This is a genomic window from Streptomyces sp. NPDC043908 (genome assembly GCF_056435525.1).
This window is the reverse complement of record NZ_JBWKEI010000013.1, coordinates 36,753-49,299: the sequence shown is the minus strand read 5'-3', so window position 1 is coordinate 49,299 and position 12,547 is coordinate 36,753. Positions and strand designations below refer to the sequence as shown.

Sequence of the window (12,547 nt, the reverse complement as noted above, 5' to 3'; positions counted from 1 at the left end):
CGGAGGGCGTTTTGAGGGGCGCGGGGAACTGCGCGAGCAACCCAGCACGGTCCGCAGACGAAAGGGGCTCCAGGGGCGCGGGGAACTGCGCGAGTAACCCGGCACGGCCCGCAGACGAAAGGGGGTCTCAGGGGCGCGGGGAACTGCGCGAGCAACCCGGCACCACCCGCAGACGAAAGGGGGTCCCAGGGGCGCGGGGAACTGTGCGAGCAACCCGGCACCACCCGCAGACGAAAGGGGGTCCCAGGGGCGCGGGGAACTGCGCGACCGGCCCCCACGCGCCCGCAGCCGAAACACGGCCTCAGGCACCACCCCGCCCCCCACGCACCACCTCCACCCCCGCGATCACCATCCGCAGCCCCGCCTCGAACCGCTCCTCGTACCCCTCGAAGAGATCCGGCCCCACCGCCGCCGCCAGCGGGTACTCCGCCAGCCGTGCCGCCCGCGCCCCCACGTCGAACGGCTCGGCCCCCATCCCCTGCTCCTCCGCCACGAAGCCCATCGTGTACGCGTACGCCGTCGTCCCGGCCAGGGCCGCCTCGCTCGGGCCGAAGCCCGCCGCGCCCATCGCGGACAGCAGCGCCTCCAGCGCCCCGGCATGGTCGGTACCGGTGAAGCGGGCGCCCCCGTACACCTTCGCCCCGTCCCGGTAGCTCAGCAGCATGGCCCGCAACGCCCGGTTGAACCCGGCCAGTTGCTCCTGCCAGGGCGCGTCGGGGGAGACGCCGGGGACGCCGGGCGCGTCCTGGGCCATCCGCCGGTACATCACCGTCGCCATCTCGTCGAGCAGCGCCTGCTTGTTCTTGAAGTGCCAGTAGAGCGCGGGCGCCTGGACCTTCAGCTCCTTGGCGATGGCCCGCAGGGTGAGCCCGTCGAGGCCCACCTCGTTCAGGAGCCGCAGCGCGGTGTCGGCGACCAGCGCCCGGTCGATTCTCGTCGTAGCCACCTTGACAATTTAACACCGTTAAGCACATGCTCCCGGCATGGAACTTAACAACGTTAAGGAAAGCGTGGACGGGAACACGGCCGGGGACGGGGACACGGCCGTGGACGGGCAGACGGCCGTGGACACGGACGTACTCATCTGCGGCGCCGGCCCCACCGGCCTCGTCCTCGCCATCGACCTCGCCCGCCGCGGCGTCCCCGCCCTGCTCGTCGAGAAGGCCGACCACCTCTTCCCCGGCTCGCGCGGCAAGGGCCTCCAGCCGCGCACCCAGGAGGTGCTGCACGACCTCGGCATCCTGGAGACGGTCCGCGCGGCCGGGCGCGAGTACCCCCGGATGCTCTCCTGGGAGGGTCCGGACGGCACCACCCGCGGGCGCGAGTGGGACATGATGGAGCGCTCGGAGCCCACCGAGCAGACCCCGTACGCGAACGGCCTGCTCATCGGCCAGGCGCACCTCCAGGCGCTGCTCCACGACCAGCTGCGCGCCCTCGGCGGCGAGGTCGTCTTCGGTGCCGGGCTGACCGGGCTCGACCAGGACCAGCACGGGGTCACGGCCCGCTTCGCGGACGGCCGCGAGGTCCGCGCCCGCCATCTGGTGGCGGCCGACGGCGGCCGGTCCACCGTGCGCAGGCTGCTCGGCGTCGCCATGCGCGGCGAGTCGGTCGACCCCAAGCCGATGCTGGTGGCGGACGTGGTCGTCGCGCCGGACGCGTTCGTGGACGAGGACCACTGGCACGTGTGGACGGGCGGGGACGGCGGCGCCCTGGTGCTCTGCCCGCTGCCGGGCGCCCCCCGGCTGTTCCAGATGGTCGCCCAGTACGACGACGTGGACACGGTGGCGGACACCAGCCCCGAGGGCGTACGGAAGCTGATCGCCGCCCGTACGCCGGTCAGCGCCGACGAGATCACCGAGGTCGTCTGGGCCTCGGACTTCCGGCCCCGGGCCGCGCTCGCCGAGCGGTTCCGGGTGGGCCGGGTCTTCCTCGCCGGGGACGCCGCCCACGTGCACTCACCGGCCGGCGCCCAGGGCCTGAACACCAGCGTCCAGGACGCCTACAACCTGGGCTGGAAGCTCGGCCAGGTACTGCGGCACGGCGCTCCGGCCGACCTGCTCGACACCTACGAGGCGGAGCGCCGGCCGGTCGCCGCCGACGTCCTGGGCATCAGCACCCGCCTGCACCGCAAGGCCCTGCTCGGCGGGGACAGTCAGCGCGGCAACGAGGTCAAGCAGCTCGGCATCGGCTACCGGGGCGGCCCGCTCTCGGTGGGCCGGGCGGGCTCCCTGGAGGCCGGCGACCGCGCCCCCGACGGCGTCCTGCCCGAGGGCCGCCTCTTCGACCTGTACAGCGGCCCCCACTTCACCCTGCTCGCCATCGGCGCCGAGGCCCCGGCGCTGGAGAGCGAACTGGTCCACGTCCACACCCTGACGGCGTACGAGCCGTACGGACGCGGACTCTTCCTCATCCGCCCGGACGGATACGTGGGCTGGGCAGGCGAAACCCCGGAGGGCCTCACCGGGTACCTGGCGCGGGTCGGCGCGACCGCCGGCCCACCCGCCTCGGCCGCCGGCCCATCCGCCGCGGCCGTCAGCGCACCCGGCGTCTCACGGCCCGTGCCCGGCGGGCCAGTCGTCGGACCGTCGCATTGCGGGGGATGAAGGCGAGCTGGGTGGGGAGGGCGCCGGGGAGGGCCAGGGTGGTCAGGCGGCGGCGTTTGAAGTAGCGCCAGGTGTGCGGGGTTAGCTGGTGGGTGAGGTACTGCTCGGCGGCGGGGCGCAGGTCGGGGCGGATCTCGGACTGCATCGCGTAGCCGACCGCCGCCAGCAGCGCCGCCGGGTCGTGCGGCGGCGGCGGTGCCCCGCCCTCCAGGGGCGGCAGCAGCGCGTCCACCAGCGTCACCGGCACCCGGTTGCTGTTCTGGTACGGGGTGAGGCGGTCCAGGAGGAGTTCCGTGCCGGTGCGGGCGACCGGGAGGCCGTAGAACGCGGACGCGGTCATCAGCGCCGTGGAGAAGCAGCCGACCACCAGCGCGGGGGCGAGGCGCTCGTACAGCACCTCGGCCGGCAGGGCGCTCTCCAGGACGGTCAGTTCCACGCCCAGCGCCCCGGCCTCGGTGCGCAGCGCCTCGGTCCAGGCGGGCGGCGCCGAGGGGTGCGGCTTGAAGACGATCCGGCGGTGGCCGCGCGCGGCGGCGCCCCGCACCATGGCGAGGTGCAGCCGCTCCTCCTCGTCCTCGGTGAGGATCGAGAGCGCGGCCAGGTACTGGCCGAGCAGCAGGGCCGCGCCCTCGGGCACGTCGAGGCCGGCGCCCTCGGCGGACAGTTCGCCCACCACCTTGGTGAAGGCCGCCGTCGGGATCACCTCCGCGCCCACCCCGAACTCGCCGAGCAGCAGCGGCTCCAGGCCCGGCACCAGGTCCAGGTGCAGCACCCGCCGCACCCGCGAACCCACCAGCGGGTCCAGCTTGTTGCGGGTGGGGCCGTAGCTCATCAGCCCGTCCGCGTACACGTGCAGGGGCGCGTCCGGGAAGAGCTGGGCGACCGCGCCCGCCGGGTTGACCTGGATGGACTCCACGGCCAGCTCGATCCGGTCGTCGCCGAGGTCCCAGGCGCGCCGCAACTGCCGCTCCCACAGCGGCACGTCGTCCGCGCGCGGCGCCCAGCCGGCCGGATGCATCGGCGCGATGGTGTCGTTCCACGACAGCACCCCGTCGAAGCGCCCGCGCAGGGAAGCGAAGCCCGGCATGGTGCCGAGGGAGGGCGCGGTCTCCGGGATGGGCGCGTTGTTGCTGATGAGGAGCAGGCGCCGGTCGGCGGGGCCGAAGCACCCGCTGTCGATCGCGGCGGCCAGCGTCGCCGTCCCGTACACCGTCGTGGCGAGGAAGATCTGCGTCGTACGCATCAGGCCGCGGCTCCCGCCGACGTGAGGGAGCGGGTACGGCCGCGCAGCCGCCGCAGCCGGGAGGCGCGGGCCGAGTCCATCGAGTCGAGCGCCTCGTTGAGGATGTCCTGCGGCATTCTTCTCAACGCTTCCGCACTCCTGCTCCGCAGTTCGCGCGCCACGGCCGGTTCGAATCGCTCCCTATTTCCCAGGTGGTGGGAGATAATGGCGCAGTACGTCCGTACCGCCTTCGGCAGCAGTTCCGCGGCACGGGAATCCCGGGCCGTTTCCTCGACCACCTGGTCGAAAGCCCGCAGGAAATCCAGCTGGCGTACATCGCCTATCTGCGTGAGCGAGGTGGCGACTCCACGCCGGTAGTACACCCCGAGCAGACCCAGCACCGCGAAGGATTCCGCCTCCCGGTGCAGCCGCCAGATCCACGGCCGGTCCTCGGCCGTGCGCAGCCCGTCCGTGAAGTGCAGCAGACCCCGCTCCACCAGCCGCCGGTGGTAGATCCCGGCCCAGGCGAACGCGTAGTCCACCGAGGTGGAGCGGCTGGTCGGCAGGATCGCCGCGCGCGGGTCCAGCACCTCGCCGCGCCGCCCGTGCGGCACCCGCTGCACCGAGCGCCGGGTGCCGGTGCACTGGACGTGGTCGGTGCGCACGAAGTCGCAGCCCAACTCCTCGATGGCGGCGACGAGTTGGCCGTAGTAGCCGGGCGCCAGCCAGTCGTCGCCGTCGAGGAAGGTGACGTACTCGCCGCGCGCCGCGTCGATGCCGGTGTTGCGCGCGGTGGCGAGACCGCCGTTCTTCTCGTGGGTGAGGACCACCGCCCCCGGCAGCTCGCGCCCGGCGCGGGCGAGGAGCGCGGCCGTACCGTCCGAGGAGCAGTCGTCGACCAGCAGGAACTCGAAGTCCTCGCGCGCGTTGTCGCGCAGACTTCTCAGGGTGTCGGGGGCATAGGCGCGCACGTTGTAGAACGGCACGACCACGGAGAGCTTGACCACCCGGGTGACGCTAAAGCGGCGCCGCGTCATGTGCCCCGTCCGTGCGAGGGATGGTGGGTGAACAGTGGGCGACCGGGCTGTTAACCCGTAAGCCCCACGGGCCCTTTCCCCTTGCGTAGACGCGCTGTTAACCATCTGTTGCGGCCCAGTTGGGCCGCCAAACGGAATGGATTCCTAGCTTCTTCGACGTGCCGTCCGTTACGAATCCCCATACCACCGCGCCCCGGATCGCCGTCGTCGCCGATTCCGACACGCGGTGGAAATGGGGTGCCCTCACCGCCCGCCGCATCGCCGAGCACCCGCCGGAGCTCAGCGGCTTCCTGCTGCGCGGCCGGGCCACCCCCACCCCGCGCCAGCTCGCCGAGGTCGGCGTCGGCGCCGACGCGCTGCGCGAGGTGACGATGGCCGGCTTCCTGCACGCTGTCGAGCGCGAGCCGTACGACGTGGTGGTCCTCGCGCTGGTCGGCGGCGCCGCCCAGGCCGCCCTGCACGGCCTCGCCCGGCTGTGGCCGGCCGGGACCCGCAGGCCCGTCCTGGTCACCGGCTACGTCGGCGTCGTCTACGAGAAGCTCACCGACGGCCTGCTGCTGCGCCACGGCGCCGACGTCGTCCTCGCCAACTCCCGCCACGACGCCGCGCGGTTCCGGGCGGTGTACGAGGGCGTGGGCGCCGACGCCTCGGCGGTCACCGAGGCCGCCCTGCCGTTCCTCGCAGGCGCGCCCCACCGCCCCGAACCGGGCCGCGACACGCTCGTCTTCGCCGCCCAGCCCTCGGTGCCCGAGAGCCGCGCCGACCGGCTCTACCTGCTGCGCCGCCTGATCGGCCACGCCCGCCGCCACCCCGGCCGCGAGGTGCTGCTCAAGCTGCGCTCCCGGCCCGGCGAGCACACCACGCACATCGAGGAGCAGCCCTACCAGAAGCTCGTCCGCTCCCTCGAAGTGCCGCCCAACTTCCGTCTGGTGTACGGGAACATGGGCGAGGTCCTGGACCGCACCGACCTGCTCGTCACGGTCTCCTCGACGGCGGCCCTGGAATCCCTGCACCGCTCGGTGCCCACCGCCGTCCTCACCGACCTCGGGGTACGCGAGGGCCTGGGCAACCACCACTTCGTCGGATCCGGTTGCCTCGCCTCCTGGGACGAGCTGGACGCCGGCCACCGCCCGGTCCCCGACGCCGGCTGGCTCGCCGCGCAGGGCGTCGCCCCGGGCGACGCGTACGCCACCGCCTTCGACGCGGCCCGCGCGCGCATCGCCGATCTGGTGGCCCGCCCCGGACTGCCTCCCGTGCGCCCGTACTACACGCCCACCACCGCGCCCGGCTATCTGCCCGGCATCCTCGCCCGCCACCACCTCGCCCCCGACGGCACCCCGCTGCCGGGCGCCGCACCCGAGGCGGAGGCCACCGGCGTACGCCGCCTGGTGCGCGACGCCGTACGGGACGCGGCCCGCGGGGCCTACCGCCACGGAGTGCAGCGCGTGGCCCCGGTCATCCGCCGGATGGGAGAACTCTGATGAACGACCGGTCCACCCGCCCCCGGCCCACCGCGGACGCCCGCCCCAGGAAGGTCCTGGCCGTCATCCCGGCCCGGGGCGGCTCCAAGGGCGTCCCCGGCAAGAACCTCGCCGCGGTCGGCGGCGTCCCGCTGGTCGTCCGGGCGGTACAGGCCTGCCTCGCCGCGCGCCACGTCACCGACGTCGCCGTCTCCACCGACGACCCGGCGATCGCCTCCGCCGCCGCCGCGGCCGGCGCCCACGTCGTCGTACGCCCCGCCGCGATCGCCGGGGACACCGCGACCAGCGAGGCCGCCGTGCTGCACGCCCTGGAGAGCGGCGCCGCCTGCGCCAGGGACGCCGACGTGGTGCTGCTCGTGCAGTGCACCAGTCCGTTCCTGAGCCACGAGGACGTGGACGGGGTCGCCGCGGCCGTCGTGGTGGACGGCGCCGACACGGCCGTCACCGTCGCCCCCTTCCACGGCTTCGTCTGGCGCGAGTCGCCGGACGGCGGCGAGGGCCTGGGCCACGACAAGTCCTTCCGCCCGCGCCGCCAGGACCGCCCCCAGGACTTCCTGGAGACCGGCGCCGCCTACGCCATGGACGCCGAGGGCTTCCGCACCCACCGGCACCGCTTCTTCGGCCGCACCGCGCTGGTGCGCACCGACCCGGCCCGGGTCCTGGAGATCGACGACCCGCACGACCTGGCCCGCGCCCGCGCGCTCGCGCCCCTGCTCGACCCGGCCCGTGTCCCGGCCCGCGACGAGGTGGACGCGGTCGTCCTCGACTTCGACGGCACCCAGACCGACGACCGGGTCCTCATCGACGCCGAGGGCCGCGAACTGGTCGCCGTGCACCGGGGCGACGGGCTCGGCGTCGCGGCCCTGCGCCGCTCCGGCCTGAAGCTGCTGATCCTCTCCACCGAGCGGAACCCGGTGGTCGCCGCCCGCGCCCGCAAGCTGCGGATCCCCGTCCTGCACGGCGTCGACCGCAAGGACCTCGCCCTCAAGCAGTGGTGCGAGGAGAACGCCGTCGACCCGGCACGGGTGCTCTACGCGGGCAACGACGTCAACGACCTGCCCTGCTTCTCCCTCGTCGGCTGGCCGGTCGCGGTCGCCGACGCCCACGACTCCGTGCGCGCCGCCGCGCGCACGGTCACCGCCACCCCCGGCGGCGAGGGCGCGATCCGCGAGATCGCCGCCTGGCTCCTCGGACCCGAGCTCCACCACACCCCTGTGCCGAACCCCCCGCTCCCCACCGCCACCGCCCAGTAAGGACACCCCTCATGAGCAACCGTCTGCGCACCTTCGGCAGCCGCACCGCCGGACCGGGTCGGCCGGTGTACGTCACCGGTGAGATCGGCATCAACCACAACGGGGACCTGGGCAACGCCCTCGCCCTGATCGACGCCGCCGCCGACGCCGGCTGCGACGCCGTCAAGTTCCAGAAGCGCACCCCGGAGATATGCACCCCGCACGACCAGTGGGACATCGAGCGCGACACCCCGTGGGGCCGGATGACCTACATCGACTACCGCCACCGGGTGGAGTTCGGCGAGTCGGAGTACCGCGCCATCGACGAGCACTGCGGCAAGCGCGGGATCGACTGGTTCGCCTCCCCGTGGGACACCGAGGCCGTCGCCTTCCTGGAGAAGTTCGACCTGCCCGCCCACAAGGTCGCCTCCGCCTCGCTCACCGACGACGAGCTGCTGCGCGCCCTGCGCGCCACCGGCCGCACCGTCATCCTCTCCACCGGCATGTCCACCCCCCGGCAGATCCGGCACGCCGTCGAGGTCCTCGGCAGCGACAACATCCTGCTCTGCCACGCCACCTCCACGTACCCGGCCAAGGCGGAGGAGCTCAACCTGCGGGTGATCAACAGCCTGATGGCCGAGTACCCCAACGTGCCCATCGGCTACAGCGGCCACGAGACGGGCCTCCAGACGACCCTCGCCGCCGTCGCCCTCGGCGCCACCTTCGTCGAGCGCCACATCACCCTGGACCGCGCCATGTGGGGCTCCGACCAGGCCGCCTCCGTCGAGCCGGGCGGCCTGGCGCGCCTGGTCCGCGACATCCGCACCATCGAGGCCGCGCTCGGCGACGGCGTCAAGAAGGTCTACGAATCGGAGCTCGCCCCGATGAAGAAGCTGCGCCGGGTCCCCGGGGTCGTCGCCGAGGCCGACGCCGGCGCCGACCGCGCGCCGGTCTCGGTCTGAGCCGGGGCCGGCCGCCGTGCCTCGGGACACCTCCGCCACGATCGCCTTCGTGGAGAGCCCGGTCCAGCTGCTCAACGTGCTGGAGTGGGCCCACTCCACGCGCCCGCTCCTGAACGGCGTACCGGCCCAGCGGTGCGGCCCGCAGGGCGCGGCGGTCGGCCACGACGACCTCACCGTCGTCGTCCTCTCGCCCACCGACCCGATGTCCCGCGGCCAGCTGCGCCGGATGGCGGAGCTGGCCCGCGAGGAGGGCATGCGGGTGCGCTGGGAGGAGGCCCGCGGCGGGCCGAGCGCCCCCCTGCGCACCATCGGCGGCCTCTCCTCGCTGCTGCGCCGCGCGGAGCGGATCGTCATCGGCGACCCGTTCTCGCGCTACGTCCAGCTGCTCCTCACCGTGGCGCGCGCCCGTGACCTGGTCGTCGTCGACGACGGCACCGCCACCATGGAGTTCGTCGCCCAGCTCGGCAGCGGCGAGCGGCTGGTGCGCTGGCACCGGCGCGGCAGCCGGGCAGGGGCGCGCGATCTGGTGTTCGCCCCCTTCGCCGCCTCGGCGCGCCGTCGCCTCACTCCGGCGCCGGGCCGTACGGTCGAGGTGTTCAGCGCCATGCCCGTCCAGGCGCCGGAGGCGGTCACGGTCACCCCGAACACCTTCGGCTGGACCCGGGCCCGGTTCGGTCCCCCGCGCATCACCAAGGGCGCCGACATGGTGGGCACCTCGCTGGTGGAGACGGGTGTGGTCGACCCCGACCGCTATCAGGAGGCGGTCGCGGCCCTGGCCCGCACCCACGGCGCCACCCGGTACTTCGCCCACCGCCGCGAGTCCCCGGACAAGCTGCGCGCCCTGCACCTGCGGACCGGCCTCGAAATCGTCCGGCCGGACCTGCCGCTGGAGCTCATCGCCCGCCGGGGGCCCGTCGGGCGGACGATCCTCAGCTTTCCCTCGACCGTCGTCCACACCCTGCCGCCGGCGCTCGCGGGCACCGGGGTGCGGCTGCTGGTCTGCGACATCGACCCCGGCTGGCTCACCGAGAAGGCCTCGCCGCGCGCCCAGGGCTTCCTCGCGGACGTCACCGGCTCGGCCCGGACCGCCCACGGGCTGCGCATGGTCGCGGCCTGAGCGGGCATCCGCCCCCCGGGACGCCGTCCGGTCGCGGCAGAAGCCCGGCCGGGCATCGTCACGCCCCGGCCCGGGGCGGTGCGCCGAGACGGCGCTGAGATCCCTCTGAGAGGGCGCTGGGAAACCGCTGCGACACACCTGAGAAGCGGGCGGCGAGTTTACCCAGCCAGGAAGGGGGACAACCGCCGGAAGGACAGATTTCTTTCCCCTATCGGGCTGAACTTTTGTTGATCGACGGTTAGTTGGCCCTTGAAGGGGCCTACTCTTCAACAGGTGAACCAGTTGATGTCGCGCGCCTCCGACGAACCCGACGCCGAGCTGCCCGGGGAAGCCCCGCTGCCCGGGTTGCTCCCCGAGCCCCTGCGCGCCGAACTCATCGGCTTCCGCCGGGACTTGCACATGCACCCCGAGCTGGGAAACCAGGAGTTCCGCACCACCGCGGCGATCAAGAAGCGCCTGGAGGCGGCCGGGCTGAAGCCCCGGGTCCTCGACAGCGGTACCGGACTCCTGTGCGATGTCGGCACCTGGAAGGGGGGACGGCCCATGCTGGCGATCAGGGCGGACATCGACGCCCTGCCGATCCCGGACGCCAAGGTCAACACGCCGTACCGCTCCACGGTCCCCGATCGGGCGCACGCCTGCGGACACGACGTCCACACCACCACCGTGCTCGGCGCCGGTCTCGTCCTCGCCGACCTCGAACGGCAGGGCCTGCTGCCCAACCCGGTCCGGCTGGTCTTCCAGCCCGCCGAGGAGGTGCTGCCGGGCGGCGCCACCGACGCGATCCGCTCCGGCGCGCTCGACGGCGTGGGCAGGATCATCGCGGTGCACTGCGACCCGCGCGTGGACGCGGGCCGGATCGGGCTGCGGACCGGGGCGATCACCTCCGCCTGCGACCGGCTGGAGATCACCCTGGACGGGCCCGGCGGCCACACCGCCCGCCCGCACCTGACCACCGACCTGGTGACCGCCGCCGCCCGGGTCGTCACCGACGTGCCCGCGCTGCTCGCCCGCCGCGTCGACGCCCGGGCGGGGCTCGCCGTCACCTGGGGCCGGATCGACTCCGGGCACGCCTGCAACGTCATCCCGATGCGCGCGGAGCTGGCCGGAACCGTGCGCTGCCTGGACCTGGAGGCGTGGCGGGAGGCGCCCGACAAGGTGCACGCCGCGATCTACGAGGTCGCCACTCTGCACGGGGCGAAGCCCGAGATCAACTATGTCCCCGGCGTGCCGCCGGTGGTCAACGATCCGGCCGTTGCCGAACTCCTGCGCGACGCTCAGACGGCGCGCCGAGGGCCCTATTCGATCGAGGACACCGAGCAGAGTCTGGGTGGCGAGGACTTTTCGTGGTACCTGGAGCGCGTGCCGGGCGCGATGGCCCGTCTCGGCGTCCGCACCCCGGGGTCCAACGCCCGTCTTGACCTGCATCGGGGTGATTTCGACGCCGATGAGGCGGCCATCAAGGTGGGAGTGGAGCTCTTCACTGCCGCTGCGCTGCTGGAAGGACACCGTTCGTAACCGGACACTTCATCGTCTGTTCGCGGCGATTCGATAACGGCTTCCGAACAGGTCTTTACGCGACATCTACGCGCGTTACGATCCGACGCGAAACCAGCGCCGGTAGGGGCGCTCTCGGTTCGTTTTGAAGGGACCTCCTCGTGCGCCGGGTATCCAAGATCGCTGCGGCCGGTATCGCCACCGCCGCCCTCGCTCTTTCCGCCACCGCGTGTGGCAGCACGTCCTCCGAGAAGGACAACGACTCCTCCGCGTCGTCCAGCGCGGGCGGCAAGGGCGTCAAGGTCGGTGTCGCGTACGACGTCGGCGGCCGTGGCGACCACTCGTTCAACGACTCCGCCGCGCGCGGCATCGACAAGGCCAAGGGCGAGTTCGGCGGTGAGATCAAGGAGCTGACGGCCAAGACGACCGACACCGAGGCCGACCGCGTCGAGCGCCTCACCCAGCTCGCCCAGGCGGGCTACAGCCCGGTCATCGGCATCGGCTACGCCTACGCCAACTCGATGAAGCAGGTCGCCGCCAAGTTCCCGAAGACCAGCTTCGGCATCGTCGACTCGGTCGTCGAGGGCGCCAAGAACGTCGACAACATCGTCTTCACCGAGGAGCAGGGCTCCTACCTGGCCGGTGTCGCCGCCGCCCTGAAGACGAAGACCGACCACGTCGGCTTCATCGGCGGTGTGGACGTTCCGCTCATCAAGAAGTTCGAGGCGGGCTTCGTCCAGGGCGTCAAGGACACCAAGCCGGGCGTCAAGGTCGACCCGCAGTACCTGTCGCACGGTTCGGACACCTCCGGCTTCGCCAGCCCCGACAAGGGCAAGGCCGCCGCGCAGGGCATGCTCGACAACGGCGCCGACGTCGTCTACACGGCCGCCGGCTCCTCCGGCAACGGTGCCATCGAGGCCGTCGCGGGCAAGAAGGGCGCCTGGGCGATCGGTGTCGACTCCGACCAGTACAACCAGGCCTCGCTGGCCAAGTACAAGTCCTCGATCCTGACCTCGGTCGTCAAGAACGTCGACATCGGCGTCTACGACCTGGTCAAGTCGGTCAAGGACGGCAAGCCGCTGACCGGCACCAACAGCTACCCGCTGGCCAAGGACGGCGTCTCCCTCGCCACCAGCGGCGGCTTCATCGACGACATCAAGGCCAAGCTCGACGAGGCCAAGAAGAAGATCGTCGACGGCCAGATCAAGGTCAAGACGACCCCGTGATCCGGGCCGTGACCCGGCCCCCTCGCGGGGGCCGGACCGCGTCACGGCACTGAAGCAGTGACGGGCTCGGGGGGGGGGGGGGGGGGGAGACCCCCCCCCCCCCCCCCCCCCCCCCCCCCCCCCCCCCCCCCCCCTGAGTTCTTTCGTCTCTTTCCCCCCCCCCTCCCCCC

Annotated in this window: 10 protein-coding genes; 7 read left to right on the top strand and 3 right to left on the bottom strand. The window is 73.1% G+C overall.

Going from position 1 to position 12,547, the window contains the following annotated elements; translation table 11 throughout:
- Window positions 1-301 precede the first annotated feature (301 nt).
- Complete coding sequence (locus tag AC069K_RS26410; protein WP_358831737.1) at window positions 302-946, bottom strand: TetR/AcrR family transcriptional regulator C-terminal domain-containing protein; 645 nt, start codon at window positions 944-946, stop codon at window positions 302-304.
- 37 nt (window positions 947-983) lie between these two features.
- On the opposite strand from AC069K_RS26410, the gene AC069K_RS26405 reads away from it, so the two are divergent.
- Window positions 984-2,603, top strand: a complete 1,620-nt coding sequence (locus AC069K_RS26405) for an FAD-dependent monooxygenase (protein WP_478620541.1) — start codon at window positions 984-986, stop codon at window positions 2,601-2,603.
- Here the strand turns inward: AC069K_RS26405 and AC069K_RS26400 are convergent.
- Entirely contained in the window at window positions 2,533-3,846 is a 1,314-nt protein-coding gene (locus AC069K_RS26400) for an alpha-2,8-polysialyltransferase family protein (RefSeq protein WP_478620538.1), read from the bottom strand. The genes AC069K_RS26405 and AC069K_RS26400 overlap by 71 nt on opposite strands.
- Window positions 3,846-4,832: a glycosyltransferase family 2 protein gene (locus tag AC069K_RS26395; RefSeq protein ID WP_478620535.1), complete on the bottom strand. Its 987-nt coding sequence runs from the start codon at window positions 4,830-4,832 to the stop codon at window positions 3,846-3,848. Before AC069K_RS26395 ends, AC069K_RS26400 begins: the two co-directional genes overlap by 1 nt.
- A gap of 188 nt (window positions 4,833-5,020) precedes the next feature.
- Here AC069K_RS26395 and AC069K_RS26390 point away from each other — a divergent pair, with 188 nt between their 5' ends.
- From AC069K_RS26390 to AC069K_RS26365, 6 genes are all read left to right on the top strand, one after another.
- Window positions 5,021-6,343, top strand: coding sequence for a DUF6716 putative glycosyltransferase (locus tag AC069K_RS26390; RefSeq protein WP_478620532.1), 1,323 nt, complete (start codon window positions 5,021-5,023; stop codon window positions 6,341-6,343).
- Window positions 6,343-7,596 (top strand): cytidylyltransferase domain-containing protein, encoded by a 1,254-nt coding sequence (locus tag AC069K_RS26385; RefSeq protein ID WP_478620529.1) that lies wholly within the window; start codon window positions 6,343-6,345, stop codon window positions 7,594-7,596. The genes AC069K_RS26390 and AC069K_RS26385 overlap by 1 nt, the downstream gene beginning before the upstream one ends.
- Window positions 7,597-7,607: 11 nt before the next feature.
- A complete protein-coding gene (locus tag AC069K_RS26380; RefSeq protein WP_365103899.1) occupies window positions 7,608-8,537 on the top strand; it encodes an N-acetylneuraminate synthase family protein in 930 nt (309 codons plus the stop codon).
- Between the two features lie 49 nt (window positions 8,538-8,586).
- Window positions 8,587-9,654, top strand: coding sequence for a hypothetical protein (locus AC069K_RS26375; protein ID WP_478620526.1), 1,068 nt, complete (start codon window positions 8,587-8,589; stop codon window positions 9,652-9,654).
- A gap of 285 nt (window positions 9,655-9,939) precedes the next feature.
- Window positions 9,940-11,172, top strand: coding sequence for an amidohydrolase (locus AC069K_RS26370; RefSeq protein ID WP_365103975.1), 1,233 nt, complete (start codon window positions 9,940-9,942; stop codon window positions 11,170-11,172).
- A 140-nt stretch (window positions 11,173-11,312) separates the two neighbouring features.
- Complete coding sequence (locus tag AC069K_RS26365) at window positions 11,313-12,377, top strand: BMP family lipoprotein (protein WP_478620523.1); 1,065 nt, start codon at window positions 11,313-11,315, stop codon at window positions 12,375-12,377.
- Window positions 12,378-12,547: the final 170 nt, after the last annotated feature.

Excerpts from the sequence above, each read along its gene's own strand:
- AC069K_RS26405 (WP_478620541.1), top strand. The coding sequence starts at position 984 with ATGGAACTTAACAACGTTAAGGAAAGCGTGGACGGGAACACGGCCGGG.
- AC069K_RS26400 (WP_478620538.1), bottom strand. The coding sequence starts at position 3,846 with ATGCGTACGACGCAGATCTTCCTCGCCACGACGGTGTACGGGACGGCG.
- AC069K_RS26385 (WP_478620529.1), top strand. The coding sequence starts at position 6,343 with ATGAACGACCGGTCCACCCGCCCCCGGCCCACCGCGGACGCCCGCCCC.
- AC069K_RS26380 (WP_365103899.1), top strand. The coding sequence starts at position 7,608 with ATGAGCAACCGTCTGCGCACCTTCGGCAGCCGCACCGCCGGACCGGGT.
- AC069K_RS26370 (WP_365103975.1), top strand. The coding sequence starts at position 9,940 with ATGTCGCGCGCCTCCGACGAACCCGACGCCGAGCTGCCCGGGGAAGCC.